At 74.0% G+C, this 16,546-nt stretch carries 15 protein-coding genes; 7 read left to right on the forward strand and 8 right to left on the reverse strand.

Annotation, left to right across the window (positions count from 1 at the left end; translation table 11 throughout):
* Positions 1-5: 5 nt before the first annotated feature.
* The 3 genes from IEZ20_RS18505 to IEZ20_RS18515 all read left to right on the forward strand — a co-directional run bounded on the left by IEZ20_RS18505 (position 6) and on the right by IEZ20_RS18515 (position 5,514).
* Complete coding sequence (locus IEZ20_RS18505) at positions 6-3,515, forward strand: DNA polymerase III subunit alpha (protein ID WP_189299992.1); 3,510 nt, start codon at positions 6-8, stop codon at positions 3,513-3,515.
* On the forward strand, positions 3,512-4,480 hold the full coding sequence (locus IEZ20_RS18510; RefSeq protein ID WP_189299994.1) for a DNA polymerase Y family protein: 969 nt from the start codon (positions 3,512-3,514) through the stop codon (positions 4,478-4,480). Before IEZ20_RS18505 ends, IEZ20_RS18510 begins: the two co-directional genes overlap by 4 nt.
* Positions 4,481-4,647: 167 nt before the next feature.
* Positions 4,648-5,514, forward strand: a complete 867-nt coding sequence (locus IEZ20_RS18515; protein ID WP_189299996.1) for an esterase/lipase family protein — start codon at positions 4,648-4,650, stop codon at positions 5,512-5,514.
* Positions 5,515-5,566: 52 nt separating this feature from the next.
* Here the strand turns inward: IEZ20_RS18515 and IEZ20_RS18520 are convergent, their stop codons facing one another.
* Positions 5,567-6,556 (reverse strand): lytic polysaccharide monooxygenase auxiliary activity family 9 protein, encoded by a 990-nt coding sequence (locus tag IEZ20_RS18520; RefSeq protein ID WP_189299998.1) that lies wholly within the window; start codon positions 6,554-6,556, stop codon positions 5,567-5,569.
* Between the two features lie 177 nt (positions 6,557-6,733).
* Between IEZ20_RS18520 and IEZ20_RS18525 the strand changes: the two genes are divergently transcribed.
* Positions 6,734-7,234, forward strand: coding sequence for a GNAT family N-acetyltransferase (locus tag IEZ20_RS18525; protein WP_189300000.1), 501 nt, complete (start codon positions 6,734-6,736; stop codon positions 7,232-7,234).
* Between the two features lie 47 nt (positions 7,235-7,281).
* Here IEZ20_RS18525 and IEZ20_RS40405 read toward each other — a convergent pair whose 3' ends face one another.
* Positions 7,282-7,416 (reverse strand): hypothetical protein, encoded by a 135-nt coding sequence (locus IEZ20_RS40405; RefSeq protein ID WP_256464732.1) that lies wholly within the window; start codon positions 7,414-7,416, stop codon positions 7,282-7,284.
* Positions 7,417-7,557: 141 nt separating this feature from the next.
* Here IEZ20_RS40405 and IEZ20_RS18530 point away from each other — a divergent pair, with 141 nt between their 5' ends.
* Entirely contained in the window at positions 7,558-8,178 is a 621-nt protein-coding gene (locus tag IEZ20_RS18530) for a class I SAM-dependent methyltransferase (RefSeq protein ID WP_189300002.1), read from the forward strand.
* Positions 8,179-8,203: 25 nt separating this feature from the next.
* Here IEZ20_RS18530 and IEZ20_RS18535 read toward each other — a convergent pair whose 3' ends face one another.
* Positions 8,204-8,743, reverse strand: coding sequence for a ribonuclease FAU-1 family protein (locus IEZ20_RS18535; RefSeq protein WP_189300004.1), 540 nt, complete (start codon positions 8,741-8,743; stop codon positions 8,204-8,206).
* Positions 8,724-9,653, reverse strand: a complete 930-nt coding sequence (locus IEZ20_RS18540) for a GNAT family N-acetyltransferase (RefSeq protein WP_189300006.1) — start codon at positions 9,651-9,653, stop codon at positions 8,724-8,726. The genes IEZ20_RS18535 and IEZ20_RS18540 overlap by 20 nt, the downstream gene beginning before the upstream one ends.
* Positions 9,654-9,725: 72 nt before the next feature.
* Between IEZ20_RS18540 and IEZ20_RS18545 the strand changes: the two genes are divergently transcribed.
* Complete coding sequence (locus tag IEZ20_RS18545; protein ID WP_189300008.1) at positions 9,726-10,097, forward strand: GntR family transcriptional regulator; 372 nt, start codon at positions 9,726-9,728, stop codon at positions 10,095-10,097.
* An 86-nt stretch (positions 10,098-10,183) separates the two neighbouring features.
* Here IEZ20_RS18545 and IEZ20_RS18550 read toward each other — a convergent pair whose 3' ends face one another.
* The gene (locus IEZ20_RS18550) at positions 10,184-10,954 is read right to left on the reverse strand and encodes a DUF72 domain-containing protein (protein WP_189300011.1); all 771 of its coding nucleotides are present in this window, start codon (positions 10,952-10,954) and stop codon (positions 10,184-10,186) included.
* A 15-nt stretch (positions 10,955-10,969) separates the two neighbouring features.
* The gene (locus tag IEZ20_RS18555) at positions 10,970-12,064 is read right to left on the reverse strand and encodes a DUF5925 domain-containing protein (protein WP_189300013.1); all 1,095 of its coding nucleotides are present in this window, start codon (positions 12,062-12,064) and stop codon (positions 10,970-10,972) included.
* A 251-nt stretch (positions 12,065-12,315) separates the two neighbouring features.
* On the opposite strand from IEZ20_RS18555, the gene IEZ20_RS18560 reads away from it, so the two are divergent.
* Positions 12,316-13,122 (forward strand): SGNH/GDSL hydrolase family protein, encoded by an 807-nt coding sequence (locus IEZ20_RS18560; RefSeq protein ID WP_189300015.1) that lies wholly within the window; start codon positions 12,316-12,318, stop codon positions 13,120-13,122.
* A gap of 179 nt (positions 13,123-13,301) precedes the next feature.
* Here IEZ20_RS18560 and IEZ20_RS18565 read toward each other — a convergent pair whose 3' ends face one another.
* Complete coding sequence (locus IEZ20_RS18565) at positions 13,302-14,879, reverse strand: HoxN/HupN/NixA family nickel/cobalt transporter (RefSeq protein ID WP_189300018.1); 1,578 nt, start codon at positions 14,877-14,879, stop codon at positions 13,302-13,304.
* Entirely contained in the window at positions 14,876-16,465 is a 1,590-nt protein-coding gene (locus tag IEZ20_RS18570) for a tetratricopeptide repeat protein (RefSeq protein ID WP_229896131.1), read from the reverse strand. The genes IEZ20_RS18565 and IEZ20_RS18570 overlap by 4 nt, the downstream gene beginning before the upstream one ends.
* Between the last annotated feature and the right edge of the window lie 81 nt (positions 16,466-16,546).

Here is a 16,546-nt window from a genome sequence, read left to right on the forward strand (position 1 = left end):
TGGGTGTGCCGGGCTTCGCGCATCTGCACACCGTCTCCGGGTTCTCCCTGAGGTACGGGGCCTCGCACCCGGAGCGGCTGGCGGAGCGTGCCTCGGAGCGGGGCATGGACGCCCTCGCCCTGACCGATCGCGACACCCTCGCCGGTGCCGTGCGCTTCGCCAAGGCGTGTGCCGGGGTGGGCGTCCGTCCGCTGTTCGGGGTGGACCTGGCGGTGGAGGCGCGGGAGGCCGTACGGCGCGACCGGCGGCGGACGCCGGTGCGCGGGGGTGCCTTCGTGGACGAGTCGGCCCCCCGGGTGACCTTCCTCGCCCGGGACGGCGCCCGGGGCTGGGCCGAGCTGTGCCGGCTCGTCACGGCGGCGCACGCGGGGGAGGGGACCCCGCTGCTCGCCTGGGCCGCCCACCGGGGCGAGGGCCTGGTGGTGCTGCTCGGTCCCGGGTCGGACGTGGGGCGGGCACTCGCCGCCGGGCGGCCCGACCGGGCGGCGGCACTGCTGGCCCCGTGGCGCGAGGCCTACGGCGACGCGCTGCGGCTGGAGGCCGTCTGGCACGGGCGGACGGGCACGGGGGAGGGTTCCCTGCGGCTGGCGGCCCGTACCGTCGGGTTCGCCGCCGAGCAGGGGGTGCGGCCGGTGCTCAGCAACGCCGTCCGGTACGCCGATCCCGGGCAGGGTCCGGTCGCCGATGTGCTGGACGCCGCGCGGCGCCTGGTGCCGATCGACCCCCGGGGCGAACTGGACTCCGGTGAGGCCTGGCTGAAGGACGCGCCGGCCATGCTGGACGCGGCCGAGCGGATCGTGGAGGCGGCCGGGTACCGGCGGGACACCGCCCGGCGGCTGCTGGAGCAGACCGGGGCCACGGCCGCCGAGTGCCGGGTCGACCCCGAGGGCGATCTGGGCATGGGGGGCGTGTACTTCCCCGAGGCGCACCTCGTCGGCGCCGGGCGGCGCACCGCGCAGCGGGCGCTCGCCTCGCGGGCGGCGGCGGGCATGCTGCGGCTCGGGTACGGCGGACGGCGCGCGTACTGGGAGCGGATGCACGACGAACTGGACATCATCGCCCACCACGGCTTCGCCTCCTACTTCCTGACGGTCGCCCAGGTCGTGGACGACGTACGGGAGATGGGGATCCGGGTGGCCGCCCGCGGCTCCGGCGCCGGGTCGCTCGTCAACCACCTGCTCGGGATCGCGCACGCCGACCCCGTCGAGCACGGGCTGCTGATGGAGCGCTTCCTGTCCAGGGAGCGTGTCGTGCTGCCCGACATCGACATCGACGTGGAGTCCGCCCGGCGGCTGGAGGTCTACCGGGCGATCATCGGCCGGTTCGGCGGCGAGCGGGTCGCCACCGTCTCGATGCCGGAGACCTACCGGGTCCGGCACGCGATCCGGGACGTGGGCGCCGCGCTGTCCATGGACCCGGCCGAGACCGACCGGATCGCCAAGTCCTTCCCGCACATCCGGGCGCGCGACGCCCGTGCGGCGCTGGAGGAACTGCCCGAGCTGAAGCGGCTGGCGGGGGAGAAGGAGAAGTACGGCAGGCTGTGGGAGCTGGTCGAGGCGCTCGACGCCCTGCCGCGCGGGGTCGCCATGCATCCGTGCGGGGTGCTGCTGTCGGACGCCTCCCTGCTCGCCCGTACGCCGGTGGTGCCGACCAGCGGTGAGGGGCTGCCCATGTCGCAGTTCGACAAGGAGGACGTGGAGGACCTCGGGCTGCTCAAGCTGGATGTGCTGGGCGTGCGGATGCAGTCGGCGATGGCGCACGCGGTCGCCGAGGTGGAGCGGGTGAGCGGGGAGCGGATCGACCTGGACGCGGTGGAGCCGGGGGACCCGGAGACGTACCGGCTGATCCGGTCCACCGAGACGCTGGGCTGCTTCCAGATCGAGTCGCCCGGCCAGCGGGACCTGGTGGGACGGCTCCAGCCGAGCACCTTCCACGACCTGGTCGTGGACATCTCGCTGTTCCGGCCCGGTCCCGTCGCCGCCGACATGGTGCGGCCGTTCATCGAGGCGCGGCACGGGCGGGCGCCGGTGCGCTATCCGCACCCGGACCTGGAGGGGCCGCTGAAGGGGACGTACGGGGTCGTCGTCTTCCACGAGCAGGTCATCGACATCCTGGCCGTCATGACCGGCTGCGGGCGGGGCGAGGCCGACCGGATGCGGCGCGGGCTGTCCGATCCGGAGTCACAGGGGCGGATCGGGGTGTGGTTCGCCCAGCAGGCGGCGGCCAGGGGGTACGACGCGGAGACGATCCGGCGGACCTGGGAGATCGTGGAGGCCTTCGGGTCGTACGGCTTCTGCAAGGCGCACGCCGTCGCCTTCGCCGTACCCACCTACCAGTCGGCGTGGCTGAAGGCGCACCACCCGGCCGCCTTCTACGCCGGGCTGCTCACGCACGACCCCGGGATGTACCCGAAGCGGCTGCTGCTGGCGGACGCCCGGCGGCGCGGGGTGCCGGTCCTGCCGTTGGACGTGAACGTCTCCGGGGTCGCACACAGGATCGAACTGGTGTCTGAATCGCCGGCGGTGTGGGGGCTGCGGCTCGCCCTCTGCGACGTCCACGGCATCAGCGAGGCCGAGGCGAAGCGGATCGCGGACGGGCAGCCGTACTCCTCGCTGGTGGACTTCTGGGAGCGGGCCCGGCCGAGCCGGCCGCTCGCCCAAAGGCTCGCGCAGGTGGGCGCGCTGGACGCCTTCGGCGCCAACCGGCGGGACCTGCAACTGCACCTGACCGAACTGCACCGGGGCGCCCGGGGCGGCGGCGGAGGCCAGCTCCCGCTGGCGGGCGGGCGGAGGACCGCGCCGGCCGGGCTGCCGGACCTGACCTCGGCGGAGCGGCTCAGCGCCGAGCTGGGCGTGCTGTCCATGGACGCCTCGCGCAATCTGATGGACGACCACCGGGAGTTCCTCACGGAGCTGGGCGTGGTCTCCGCGCGCCGGCTGCGCGAGGCCCGGCACGGTGAGACCGTGCTGGTCGCGGGCGCCAAGGCGGCCACCCAGACCCCGCCGGTCCGCTCCGGCAAGCGGGTCATCTTCTCCACCCTGGACGACGGCACGGGCCTGGTCGACCTGGCGTTCTTCGACGACTCGCACGACGCGTGCGCCCACACCGTCTTCCACTCGTGGCTGCTGCTGGTGCGCGGAGTGGTGCAGCGGCGCGGCCCGCGCAGCCTGAGCGTGGTCGGCTCCGCCGCCTGGAACCTCGCCGACCTGGTGGAGGTGCGGCACGCGGAGGGGCTCGACGGGGTCGCGGCCCGGCTGGCCGGACCGTCCGGCACGGACGGCTCCCCGGCCGGGGACGACGGCGGTGCGCTCCGGGCCCGGCTCGCCGGCTGCGAGGGGCTGCCCGCGCCGGCCGGCTCCGCGGCCCGTGACCCGATGACGGACCGGACGATCCGCATGCCCACGGGGTACGAGATGCACCCCTGGGCCGATCTGCGGCCCGCCGGCCAGGACGCCGCGCAAGGGCCGGCGGCGATACGGAAGTTGTGGCACCAGAGCCCGGGGAGTGCGGGATGACCATTCTCTGCGTACGTTTCCAGCTGCCACCGATGTACGAGGCGGCCCTGCCGGGACTGCTGGGGCTGCTGGAGGAGTTCACCCCGGTCGTGGAGGCGCTGCCGCCGGACGGGGCGCTGGCCGATCTGCGCGGCGCCGAGCGGTACTTCGGGCGCAGCGCGGTGGAGCTGGCCTCGGTGATCCGGGTGCGGGCCCTCGCGCGGTACGGCGTCGACTGCGTGATCGGCGCCGGGCCGGGCCCGATGCTGGCCCGCGTGGCGCTGCGTGACGCCCGGCCCGGGGTGACCTGCGCGGTGCCCGAGGACGCCGTCGCCGAGTTCCTCGCCGGCAAGCCCGTCGCCGCGCTGCCCGGCGTCGGCGCGGCGACCGCCCGCACCCTGGACGAGTACGGCCTGGACACCCTGGGCCGGGTCGCCGCCGCGCCGCTGTCCACGCTCCAGCGGCTGATCGGCGCGAAGGCGGGCCGGGAGCTGCGCGAGAAGGCGAGCGGCATCGACCGCGGCCGGGTCGTCCCGAACGCCGTGGCGCGCTCGCTGACGACGGAACGGGCCTTCGGCATCGACGAGCTGGACCCCGCCCGGCACCGCAGGGAGCTGCTGTCGGCCGCCGAGGAGACCGGCGCCCGGCTGCGCGCGGTGGAGAAGGTCTGCCGCACCCTGACCCTCACCGTGCGCTACGCCGACCGGTCCGCCACCACCCGAAGCCGCACCCTGAAGGAGCCGACCGCGCACTCGGCGGCCCTGACCCGGGCGGCCTACGGCATGTACGAGGCGCTCGGCCTCCAGCGTGCCCGGGTCCGCGCCCTCACCCTGCGCGCCGAGGGGCTGACCCCCGCCGACCAGGCGTCCCACCAGCTCACCTTCGACCCCGTGGACGAGAAGGCCCGCCGCATCGAGGAGGTCGCGGACCGCGCGCGGGCGAAGTTCGGGCCGCGGGCGGTGATCCCGGGCAGCCTCGCGGCCTGACCCCTCGGGCGGGCCCGCGGAGGCCCCGGTTATCACTGGAAGTTTTTACTGACGCGTAACTTCACACTTGCACTACTCGCCCGTAACTTGACGAATGAACAGCATCCCGTGATCCGGATCACAGGGTTGGCCGTGCACCTCCCCTTGAGCCGCAAGGAGATCACACGATGCTGCCCTGGAAGCGCGCCCTGAGACCCCTCGCCGCGCTGCTCCTCACCGCCGCCGTCGCCGTCGTCCCCGCCGCCACCGCCAGCGCCTCGGACAGCGCCGCCCCCAGCAGCGGCTGGAACGACTACTCCTGCAAGCCCTCCGCCGCCCACCCCCGCCCCGTCGTCCTCGTCCACGGCACCTTCGGCAACTCGGTCGACAACTGGCTCGGCCTCGCCCCCTACCTGACGAGCCGCGGATACTGCGTCTACTCCCTCGACTACGGCGAGCTGCCCGGCGTCCCCCTCTTCCACGGCCTCGGCCCCATCGACAAGTCGGCCGAGCAGCTGTCCGCCTTCGTCGACAAGGTGCTCGCCGCCACCGGAGCCGCCAAGGCCGACCTGGTCGGACACTCCCAGGGCGGCATGATGCCCCGCTACTACCTGAGGTTCCTCGGCGGAGCCGCCAAGGTGAACGCCCTCGTCGGCATCGCCCCCGACAACCACGGCACCGACCTGGACGGCCTCACCCACCTGCTGCCGTACTTCCCCGGCGCCGAGGACCTGCTCAAGGCCACCACCCCCGGCCTCGCCGACCAGATCACCGGCTCCGCCTTCCTCACCAAGCTCAACACGGGCGGCGACACCGTCCCCGGGGTGCGCTACACGGTCCTCGCCACCCAGTACGACGAGGTGGTCACCCCCTGGCGCACCCAGTACCTGAGCGGTTCCGACGTCCGCAACGTCCATCTCCAGGACCTGTGCCCGCTCGACCTCTCCGAACACCTCGCGATCGGCCTGTTCGACCGCATCGCCTTCCACGAGGTGGCCAACGCCCTCGACCCGGCCCACGCCACCGCCACCACCTGCGCCTCCGCCTTCAGCTGAGACGCCGCCGGGGCCTGTCCGGCCTGAGCCGCCGGACAGGCCCCGGAACCCCTCACCGGCGGTGGCCGCCCCCCGCCGCGCGCCGCCGCACCGACAGGAACAGCACCGCGGAACCGGCCGCCAGCGCCGCCGCGCCGCCGACCGCGAGGGAGAAGGTGCCGGCGGAGGCACCCGTCTCGGCGAGATCCGCCGAAGTCCCGGTGGCCTCCAGCCGGTTGACCGGGGCCGCCGCGGACGGCTCCGCCGAGGTGCTCGCGGCGTCGTCACCGTGCCCGTGGTGCCCGATCGTCGACTTGCCGGCGCCGTCCGCGATCTGCTCGTCCGAGGGCGCGGAGGCACTCGGCACCGGGGCGCTCGGCGCCGGGGCGCTCGGTGCGGGGGCGTTCGGTGAGGGAGCCGTACCGCCGCTGCCGCTGCCGCCGAAGTCGACGTCCGAGCAGGAGTAGAAGGCCTCCGGGCTGTCCGAGCGCTGCCAGACCGCGTACAGCAGGTGCCGGCCGGACCGCTCGGGCAGGGTGCCGGCGAACGTGTAGAAACCGCCGGACGGGACCGGGTCGGTGGCCGTCGCCACCGGGTGCTCCAGGTCCAGCTCGGACCAGGCCAGAGGCTTCGCCGGGTCGTAACCGGGCTTGGTGGCGTAGACGGTGAAGGTGCCCTTGTGCGGGGCGGTCACGCGGTACCGGAAGGTGTACGACCCCGCGTGCACGCTCGTCGCCGGCCAGTCGGCGCGGGCCAGGTCGAGCCCCTTGAACTCCTCGTTGCCCGCGCTGCACAGCTTGCCGTCCGGGACCAGCTGCCGGTGCCGCCCGGCCGCGTCGCCGATCCGGATGCCGTTCCAGTCGTACAGGGCCTGGGTGCCGCCGGCCGCCACGGCCGCCTTGCACGCGGCCGACTCCGGGCTCTCCGGACCCTCCGCGTAGCACTGCGCGACACGGCTGACCGGGTCACCCATGGAACCGTGCGCGGACGCGGGGGCGGCACACAGCGCGAGCGCGGTGAGACCGAGCGCGGCTGCGGCGGCGGCCTTGCGGCGTGCGGACATGGGGAACTCCTCGGAACGGTCCTGGGGGTGGGCTGAATCCCGCGGCGGTGATCAGAAGCTAGCCCCAGAAAACCGCGAAATCCCCTGCTGGGAGCGGCTGGAGGAGATCCTTATGGTGCGCTTAAGGGAGCGCTCAGACTGCGCTCAGGCAGATGCCCGGGCGGATACCGTGCGGGCATGACCGACCAGCACGACGACCGGCACGAGAACGACAACGACACGGGACGGGTCCGGGCCGCCGGCCCTGAGGACACGGCGGCGGTGAAGGCGGTGACGGACGCGGCCTACCACCCCTACATCGAGCGCATCGGTGTGGTGCCCCAGCCCATGGAGGCGGACCACGCGGCCGACGTGGCCGCGGGCAGGGTGTTCGTCACGGGGGAGCCCGTCGTCGGGCTGGTGGTGGTCGAGGCGCACGCCGACCACCTCTTCCTGGACAGCATCGCCGTCCACCCGAGCGCCCACGGCACGGGCGTCGGACGCCGGCTGCTGCACTTCGTCGACGCCCGTGCGCGGGAACTGGGGCTCGGCGAGATCAGGCTCTACACGAACGCGATGATGTGGGAGAACCAGAAGATCTACCCGAGGTACGGCTACGAGGTCGTGGCGCGCCGGGTCGACGGCCCGTACGACCGTGTCCACTACCGCAAGCTGCTGAGCCGAGCCGCACCGAGTTGAATCGACGTGAGCCGGGCCGGACCGAACCGGGCGGGGCCGTGCCCGTGTCAGCCGTCCGGCCACCAGGTCCGGGCGATGTCCTTGCGGACCTCCGGGCGCCCTGCCGGGCGTTCCTCCGCCTCTTCGCGGATCCGGCGGCTGTCCGTCCTCTTCAGGGGCTTCTGCACGGTTGCACGGCGCATGGCTGCTGCCTCCTTCAGTGCCTACCGTGTTCCGCGTTGTCACGGAGGCAGACGCTTGTGGGGAGAGTTCCTCATCGGTGCCGGGTTGTCAGTGGCGGCTGTCACGTCCGCACTGTCAGTGGCGTGTGTCACTCTCCGGGAATGACGAGCGAGAACACGCACGGGGTTGCGGCTGCCCAGGAAACGGACTGGGATGCACAAGCCGCGGCCTTCGACGACGAACCCGACCACGGCCTGCGCGACGCCGGGGTCCGCGCGGCCTGGGCGGACCGGCTCCGCGCCTGGCTGCCCGAGCACCCCGCCGACGTCCTCGACCTCGGCTGCGGAACCGGCAGCCTGTCACTCCTCGCCGCCGGGCAGGGGCACCGGGTGACCGGGGTCGACCGGTCCCCGGCGATGGCCGAGCGCGCCCGGGCCAAGCTCGCCGGGCACCCGGCGGAGATCCTGTGCGGGGACGCCGCGGCCCCGCCCGTGGGGGACCGGCGCTTCGACGTGGTGCTCGTACGCCACGTGCTGTGGGCGCTGCCCGACCCCGCCGGAGCACTCCGGCACTGGCGGGGCCTGCTCCGTCCCGGAGGCCGGTTCGTGCTGGTCGAGGGCGTCTGGGGGACGATCGCCCCGGTCGGCATACCGGCCGCGCGGCTCGCCGCCCTGCTGGAGCCGCTCGCCCGGGACGTGCGCGTGGAGCACCTGTCCGGACACTCGCTGTTGTGGGGCAAGGACGTGGACGACGAGCGGTACGCGGTCGTGGCCGGGGTGTGACAGCGGTGCCGGCCGGGACGGGGGGTCAGGACAGCAGCTCCTCGAAGCCGTCGGCGCGGGACGCCAGCGCCTCCAGCGTGTCGAGCGCGGCCACCGCGGCGGACGCGGCCTGCGGGTCGGTCTCCGTGAGCCCGCTCCCGGCGAACTCGTCCTCGTCGAGGCGCCGCACGTCCCGCCCGTCCGCGGAGCGCCACAGGTCCAGGTCGAGGTCCTCCACGACGAGGCCGGGCCCGACGGCGGTCTCCCCGTCCGGGCGAGTTCCCGGGGGGAGGAGGACGGCGGGCCGTGTGACGTCGCAGTACCAGCCCTTGACCGAACCGTCCGCGGCCCGCACCTCCTTCACCGAGTACCACCGGTCCCGCCAGTAGTACTCGGTGAACACGTCGCCGGGCTCGAACCGCACGAACCCGAAGTCCCGGACTCCGGAGCCCGCCCACGGAGCGCGTACGGTGATCCGGTTGCCGTCGTCCTGGAGCAGCTCCGCCGGGTAACGGATCTTCGTACGGCCCGCCTTGACCAGGACGACCTCCAACCGGGCTCCCGGCTCAGCCGAGTTCACGGACATAGCGCACCTCCGTCGCGCAGATCTCGTAGCCGAGCCGCTTGTTGATCGCGATCATCGGATCGTTGCCGGTGTCGTTGCCCGTGAAGGCCTCGGTGACACCGGCGGCGCGGGCCCGGTGCAGGGAGTGGGCCTTGGCGAGCCCGGCCAGGCCGCGGCCGCGGTGGGCGCGTGCCGTGCCGGTCATCGCCGAGGAGTAGCGGGAGCCGCCGTCGGTGTACGCCACGGTGAAGGCGACCGGCCGGCCGTCGACACAGGCGGCCGTGGTCAGCTCCCGGTTCAGCAGCGGGTGGTTCCAGGTCTCCGCGAGCCAGGCGTCGTAGTCCGTGAACTCGTAGTCCACGTCGCTCGGTTCGTCCCGTACCGTCTCCGCGTCCAGCTCGAACAGCGGCCGGGGATCGTCCGCGAAGTCGGCGGCCGTCCGCAGTTCCACGCCCGGCGGGATCTCCGGGAGCGGCGGGAGCGTGCCGTGCGCCAGGTCGAGCCGGAGGAAGTGCGCGCTGCGGCCCGGCCGGTAGCCGCGCCGCTCGGCGAACGCCCGGTTGTCCGGCTCGTCCAGGGCCCAGGCCAGCAGTCTGCTCGCACCCAGGTCCGCCAGGTACTCCTCGGCGGCCCGGACCAGCAGCCGGCCGGCGCCGCGGTGGGTCCGGTCCGGGCGGACGTACACGTTCAGGGAGCCCTGGCCCGGGTCGGGGCTGTCGTGGATCAGATGGACCTGCGCCGTGCCGATGATCTCGCCGTCCTCCTCCGCGACCAGCGGCCGGAACCGGGCGTCGGGGTGGACATGGAGGACCGTGTGCCGCACCGAGTCCGCGGTGAACAGGATGTAGGGCAGGGCGAGCCGGCGGACGCGGGCGAAACCCTCGGCGTCGGCCGGTACGTCGGGGCGGAGGGCACGCACGAGCACTGTCATGAGGAGGCACCGTACGGGGCGGGACGACGGGGCTGCCTCTCATTTTCCCGCGGGTGCGGGACAATCGGCCGTGTGAGCCTGAAGATCCGCATCGATGACAGCGCGCCCCCGTACGAGCAGGTGCGGGCGCAGATCTCCGAGCAGGCGCGGTCCGGGACGCTCCCGGTCGGGTACCGGCTGCCGACCGTGCGAGGACTGGCCGAGTCCCTGGGGCTCGCGGTGAACACGGTGGCCAAGGCGTACCGGGCGCTGGAGGGCGACGGGGTGATCGAGACCCGGGGGCGCAACGGCACGTTCGTGGCTGCCGCCGGCTCGGCCGCGGAACGGGAGGCAGCAGCCGCCGCCCAGGCCTACGCCGAGCGTGTGCGCCGGCTGGGACTGGGGGAGGCCGAGGCGTTGGGCACCGTACGGGAGGCCCTGCGGGCGGCGTACGGCGAGGGCTGACGGCGAGGGCTGGCGGCGAGGGCTGAGGGGGGTACGGCACCGCCGGATTCCGCCGCCGTGGCCGAGCGCCGCTGCGGCGGGGAAAGTCAGCCGGGCTTCGTCGGCTCCGGGGTTCTCGTCACCGTCAGGCCCGCCCTCCTCGCTGCCCTGCCGAACGTCACCGCGTCCCGCACGGCCGCGCCCCCGGGGTCGTTGTTGAAGTAGGCGTGGACGTCCTCCCCGTCGGACCAGGTGGTCGCGATGCGGTCCACCCAGGTGTCCAGGGAACGGCGGCCGTAGCGCGGCCACGGCCGGGCGCGGCCCTGGTGGAAGCGGACGTAGCCCCAGTCGGTGGTGCGCCACAGCGGGGTGACCGGGCGGGCGAGGACGTCCGCCCAGCACAGGGCGGCCTTCCGGGATTCCAGCACCTGCCGTACCTGCGGCGTCCACCAGGAGTCGTGGCGGGGTTCGACCGCGACCCGCGTACCCGGGGGGAAGCACGCCAGGCAGGCGTCCAGCAGCGGCGGGTCGGCGCGCAGGGTGGGCGGGAGCTGCAGGAGGACCGGGCCCAGCCGGTCGCCGAGACCCGCCGCGTGGCTCATCAGGCGGTGCACCGGCTCCTCGGGCTCCTTGAGCCGCTTGATGTGGGTGAGGTACCGGCTGGCCTTGACCGCGACCACGAACTCCGGCGGCACCCGCTCACGCCAGGCGGCGAAGGTGTCGTACGACGGCAGCCGGTAGAACGCATTGTTGATCTCCACGGTCGCGAACAGCCGGGTGTACTCCTCCAGCCACAGCCGCGCCGGCACCCCGGCCGGATAGACGAGGTCCCGCCAGTCCTTGTACTGCCACCCCGACGTGCCGACGAACAGGGTCATACCCTCATGAAAGCACTACAGGTACAGCCCCGCGTCCGCACCCTCGCGCGCACCCGGCACCGACGTCGGCGCGGTGCCCCGGCGCAACGCGTACAGCTCGGCCAGGGTCGCCCCCTCGCGGCCCACACCCTCCTCGGTGCCGAGCCAGTTCACCGCCTCCGCGCGGGTCAGCGGACCCACCTCGATGCGGGCCAGGCAGCGGCCGGGGCGGACCACGGCCGGGTGCAGGCGCTCCAGGTCCTCGTTGGTGGTGACGCCGACCAGGACGTTGCGGCCCTGGCCGAGCAGGCCGTCGGTGAGGTTCAGCAGCCGGGACAGCGCCTGGCCCGCCGTGTGCCGGGCCTCCCCGCGGATCAGCTCGTCGCAGTCCTCCAGCAGCAGCAGCCGCCAGCGGCCCTTGCCCGCGCCGTCGTCCTCGCCGATCGCGATGTCCATCAGATAGCCGACGTCGGAGAAGAGCCGCTCCGGATCCAGCACGCAGTCGACCTGGCACCAGTCCCGCCAGGAGCGGGCCAGGGTGCGCAGGGCGGAGGTCTTGCCGGTGCCCGGCGGGCCGTGGAGGAGGAGCAGCCGGCCCGCGATGTCCTCCGGGGTCGTCTCCATCAGGCGGTCCATGGCCTCGGCCACCGGAGCCGTGTAGTTGGGCCGGACCTCCTCCCAGGTGCCCGCGGAGATCTGGCGGGTGGTGCGGTGCGGGCCGCGCCGGGGCGAGACGTACCAGAACCCCATCGTCACGTTCTCCGGCTGCGGTTCCGGCTCGTCGGCCGCGCCGTCCGTGGCCTGGCCGAGGATCCGCTCCGCCAGTTCGGCGCTGGTCGCGGTGACCGTGACGTCCGCGCCCCGGTTCCAGCGGGAGACCAGCAGGGTCCAGCCGTCCCCCTCGGCGAGGGTCGCGCTGCGGTCGTCGTCGCGGGCCGTCCGCAGGACGCGGGCGCCCTCCGGCAGCAGGGTCGCGCCCGAGCGCACCCGGTCGATGTTCGCGGCGTGCGAGTACGGCTGCTCGCCCGTCGCGAAGCGGCCGAGGAACAGCGCGTCGACGACGTCGGACGGCGAGTCGGAGTCGTCGACGTGGAGCCGGATCGGCAGAGCGTCGTGTGGGTTGGCAGACATGCCGCCATGATCCGTCACAGGTGTGGTCCGTGCACGGCATTTCCCTCCCTTGCTCCGGGTGTTCCCTGCCCGCCCGCCCGTCCCGGGGCTGACCGCCCGTCAACACACGGGACATGCACGCGCAATAGATGAACAGTGAATGTTTCCGGCTCATCTCGTTGAGATCACAAAAGTTTTGACATGAACACTTCCCGTCAACACGCGTAGCTGCTACCAAAGTTGAGGCAGAGATCCTGCTAAAGGGAGGTTCCATGAGACGTTCCCGACTTACCGGATTCGTGACCTCGCTCCTCCTCGCCGCAGGCCTCGGTCTCACCGGGGCCGCTTCGGCGCAGGCTTCCTCGACAGCCGCGGCCGGCGGCTACGTGGCGCTCGGCGACTCCTACTCCTCCGGAGTGGGCGCCGGCAGCTACATCAGCTCCAGCGGCAGCTGCGACCGCAGCACGAAGGCGTACCCGTACCTGTGGAACGCCGCGAACAGCCCCTCCTCGTTCGCCTTCAACGCCTGCTCCGGCGCCACGACGGACGATGTGCTCGCGGGCCAGCTCGGCTCGCTGAACTCCTCCACCTCACTGGTGTCCATCACCGTCGGCGGCAACGACGCCGGTTTCGCCGACGTCATGACCACCTGCGTGACCAGCTCCGACAGCACCTGTCTGTCCCGCATCGACACCGCCAAGGCGTACGTCGCCAACACGCTCCCCGGCAAGCTCGACACCGTCTACAACGCGATCAGCGCCAAGGCCCCGTCCGCCCGGGTCGTCGTCATCGGCTACCCCCGCTTCTACCTGCTCGGCCAGTCGTGCCTCGGCCTCTCGGAGACCAAGCGCTCCGCGATCAACGGCGCCGCCGACTACATCGACTCCGCCATCAAGGCCCGTGCCACCGCCCACAACTTCGTCTTCGGCGACGTCCGCACCACGTTCTCCGGCCACGAGATCTGCTCCGGCAACTCCTGGCTGCACAGCGTCAACTGGCTCGACATCGGCGAGTCGTACCACCCGACCGCGTCCGGCCAGTCCGGCGGCTACCTGCCGGTCTTCAACAACGCGGCCTGAACCCCGTGACCCTAACCATGACCTGACGCGTGACCCGAACCATGACCTGACGCACGGCCTGACCCACGGTCCGACGTGTGGTCCGACCCGTACGGGCTCGCCCCTCCGAGCGAACCTGCTCAGGGCGAGCCCGACGGCGAAGGGGGCCCCGTCCGACGGGGCCCTCGTGCACGAACGGCTCAGCCGAAGGCGGACGCGGCCCCCTTGAGCACCAGTCCCACGCCCAGCGCCAGCACCGCCAGCGCCGACACGAGCGGCAGGGTGCGGCGCACCAGCGCGGTCAGCGGGTGGGCCGTCCAGCGCGGGCGCCGCTCCAGCACCCGGGCCGCCCCCGCGCCCAGCCGTACGACGGCGAAACCGGCGGCGGTGAGCGTCAGCGCGAGACCCGCCCCGTACGCCACGACGAGCAGCAGCCCGAACCAGGCCTTGCCGAGCGCGGCGGCGCCGACGAGGACGACCACGGCGGACGGACTGGGCACGAGCCCCCCGGCGAATCCGAGCAGGATCGTGCCGCGGAGGGTCGGTGCGACGGGGTGGGTGTGGGTGTGACCGCCGTGGGTATGGGTGTGCCCCCCATGTGAGTGGTCCCCGTGTGTGTGGGTGTGCGTGTGTGAGTGGTCCCCATGGGTGTGCTCACCACTGTGATGGTGGTGATGCCGGTGAGCGGCGCTGTGTTCCGCGCCCACCGTCACCAACTCCCGCCGCTCCACATGCTCGTGGCGAGTCCCGGCACCCCGCACGCGACTGTGCCAGGCCCGGCGGACGAGGGTGACGCCCGCCCCGAGCACCAGCGCGCCGCTGGCGATGCCCAGCCAGGAGATCACCGCGGGTGTGGCCGCGGAGCCGGCCGTGACGAGGAGGCCCAGGGCGACCACGCCGAGGGTGTGGGTCACGGTGACCGAGGCGGCCAGCGGCAGTACGTCCCGCGGCCGGGCCCGGCCCCCGCGCGCCGCCGCCGTCGCGGCCATCAGGGTCTTGCCGTGGCCCGGTGCCAGGGCGTGCATCGCGCCGAGGACGACGGCGACGAGCAGGGCCAGCGCGGCGAAGCCGAGCGTGAGGTCGTGCCGGGCCACGAGGTCGTCCAGGGCGCGGGTCCAGCGGTCGGCGCCCCGGGGCAGCACCGCGGCGCCCGGGGCGTCCTGCCGCTCCTCGGCGAGGGCCGGACCACCGGGGCGCACGCGCACGGAGGCGGTGGCGGTGTCGGCCGGGGAGGACAGCAGGTCCTTGGGGTACGTCGTCAGTTCGTGCGACACGGAGGTCTTCGGTACGTCCGTCGAGGTGAGCGTCATACGGTCGCCGCGCGCGGTGATCTCCCGCCAGCCGGGCCCGCCGGAGGCCCCCGCGCCGTGGAAGCCGAGGGTGACGGACTTCCCCCGGGGAAGCGGCGCGGTGAACCGGCACTCCACCCGCAGCGTGTTCAGCCCGGCCTGCCCCGGGCGCAGCTCGGCCCGGGCGGAACCGGTGGCCAGCGCGGTGTGGCGCCCCTCGACGGTGAGCCCGCTGTCCCGCGCGGCCCCGGCGCACCGCCCTTCGGCCCACGCGGTGAGGCCCAGCCGCTGGATGTCGGGCTTGGCCTGGGTCGCCGGGATCTCGGCGAGGTCCTCCACATGGTCGACGCGGAGCCGGCCGGGGGCGGCGACGAGACCGTCGTAGCGGTTGACGGTGAAGTTGCCGAGCGGGTGCGCGCTCGCGGTGCCGACCGGGAGGAGTGCGAGGGTGCCGGCGGCGACGAGGACGAACGGCAGACGCAGCTTCACTTCGCGGCCTCCAGTGCCGTACGGGCCTCGGCGGCGCCCAGCGGGGAGAAGCCGGGGTTCAGGGCCAGGGCCGCCCGCAGGGAGGCACGGCCGTCCCGCGCGTGGCCCGTGGCCAGCTCGATCACGCCGCGGTGGTAGAGGAAGGCGGCGTTGCGGTAGCCGGTGGCGGTGGCCCGGCGGGCGTAGGGCAGGGCCTCCTCGTCACGGCCGTTGACGTGCAGGGCCCAGGCGAGCGCGTCCGCGGTGTGCACGGTGTGCCGGCGGGCCCACTCGGCGCGGGCCGCGCGCAGCGCGGCGCCCTTGTCGCCGTGGTCGGCGGCGGCCAGCGCGGTGTCCAGATCGGCGTTGACGCCGTTGGCGCGGGCCAGCGCGATCCAGGCGTCGACCAGCGCGTACTGCTGCCGGGCCCGCGCACGGTCGCCGGCCGCGCCCCGCGCCTCGTACAGCTCGCCCAGCGCGACCAGCGGGCCGGGCAGCGGGGAGCGGGCCACCACGGCCTCCATGTCCTTGATCGCCGCGGCCCGGTCACCGCTCGCGGCCCGGGCGCGGGCCCGGCCCTCCAGCGCCGGGAGGTAGCCGTCGTCGGCGGCGAGGGCGCGCGCGTAGAAGGTGAGGGCGGTCCGGTAGTCGCCCTGGTTCCAGGCGAGTTGGCCGAGCTGGGTGGCGACGTACGCGGTGTCGCCGGGAGAAGCGGCAGCGGACAGCGCCTGTTCCAGCACCCGGCGTGCGGTGCCGACGTCCCCGCGCAGCTCGTGCACGTAGGCGTACCGGGTGAAGACCGGGACGCCCGGCCTGCGGGCGTCGGCGGTCCGCGCGGCCTGCTCCGCCTCGGCGTACCGGCCGAGTTCCACCAGGGCGTCGATCCGGGAGGACAGCGCGCGCTCGCTGTACGGGTTCAGGCGCAGGGCCGCGTCCGCGAAGGTCAGCGCGTTCTTGAAGTCGTGCCGGGCGGCGGCGAGGGCGGCGCGGCCGGCCAGGGCCTGGTCGTCGTCCGGCGCCAGCGACAGGGACCGCTTCAGCGCCCGTTCCGCCTGCGGGTACCGGGACGGGTCCGCCTTGGTCCGCGCCTGTTCGACGTAGGCCAGCCCGAGGGTGGCCCAGCCGCCGTGGTCCTTCGGCTGTGCCCGCAGCTGTGCCTGGAGCGCGGTGATGCTCGCGTCCAGGTCGCCGCCGCCCAGCACGCCCGGGTCCACGGCACCGGCGGCGACCGGCACGGACGCCGGTGCCCGGTCGGCACCGAGCGCGATGGCCCCGCCGGTCATGGCGACCGCCAGCAGAGCGGCGGAGCAGGCCAGGTGCAGGGACCGCCGGCGCCGCACGACGGCCCCGACCCGCCGCACGGCGGCGACCCGCTCCCCGTCACCGACGCGTTCACCCGCACCGCGTGCCACCTGCGCCCCGGCCCTGTGCTCCTCGGCGGGCTGCTCCCCGGTCCTCTGCTTCTCGGCGGGCTGTTCCTCGGCCCTGTGCTCCTCGGCGGGCTGCTCCCCGGTCCTCTGTTCCTCGGCCGGCTGTTCCCCGGCCTTCCGCTCCGGGGTCCTCTGCTCCTCGGCCCTCTGCTCCTCGTCCTGCCCGCGCGGGACCATGCCTTCTCCTCCGTCGGTCGTGTGGGAGGCGCGGCCCGCCGTGGGGGAGGGGGGAGTACGGGCCGCGCCGGTCTCGGTGGG

Origin of the sequence: Streptomyces cinerochromogenes (genome assembly GCF_014648635.1) — a bacterium.
In the GTDB taxonomy this organism is placed as follows: domain Bacteria; phylum Actinomycetota; class Actinomycetes; order Streptomycetales; family Streptomycetaceae; genus Streptomyces; species Streptomyces cinerochromogenes.

Excerpts from the sequence above, each read along its gene's own strand:
- IEZ20_RS18555 (WP_189300013.1), bottom strand. The coding sequence starts at position 12,064 with ATGTCTGCCAACCCACACGACGCTCTGCCGATCCGGCTCCACGTCGAC.
- IEZ20_RS18525 (WP_189300000.1), top strand. The coding sequence starts at position 6,734 with ATGACCGACCAGCACGACGACCGGCACGAGAACGACAACGACACGGGA.
- IEZ20_RS18535 (WP_189300004.1), bottom strand. The coding sequence starts at position 8,743 with ATGTCCGTGAACTCGGCTGAGCCGGGAGCCCGGTTGGAGGTCGTCCTG.
- IEZ20_RS18550 (WP_189300011.1), bottom strand. The coding sequence starts at position 10,954 with ATGACCCTGTTCGTCGGCACGTCGGGGTGGCAGTACAAGGACTGGCGG.
- IEZ20_RS18510 (WP_189299994.1), top strand. The coding sequence starts at position 3,512 with ATGACCATTCTCTGCGTACGTTTCCAGCTGCCACCGATGTACGAGGCG.
- IEZ20_RS18530 (WP_189300002.1), top strand. The coding sequence starts at position 7,558 with ATGACGAGCGAGAACACGCACGGGGTTGCGGCTGCCCAGGAAACGGAC.
- IEZ20_RS18540 (WP_189300006.1), bottom strand. The coding sequence starts at position 9,653 with ATGACAGTGCTCGTGCGTGCCCTCCGCCCCGACGTACCGGCCGACGCC.
- IEZ20_RS18570 (WP_229896131.1), bottom strand. The coding sequence starts at position 16,465 with ATGGTCCCGCGCGGGCAGGACGAGGAGCAGAGGGCCGAGGAGCAGAGG.
- IEZ20_RS18515 (WP_189299996.1), top strand. The coding sequence starts at position 4,648 with ATGCTGCCCTGGAAGCGCGCCCTGAGACCCCTCGCCGCGCTGCTCCTC.
- IEZ20_RS18560 (WP_189300015.1), top strand. The coding sequence starts at position 12,316 with ATGAGACGTTCCCGACTTACCGGATTCGTGACCTCGCTCCTCCTCGCC.
- IEZ20_RS18520 (WP_189299998.1), bottom strand. The coding sequence starts at position 6,556 with ATGTCCGCACGCCGCAAGGCCGCCGCCGCAGCCGCGCTCGGTCTCACC.
- IEZ20_RS40405 (WP_256464732.1), bottom strand. The coding sequence starts at position 7,416 with ATGCGCCGTGCAACCGTGCAGAAGCCCCTGAAGAGGACGGACAGCCGC.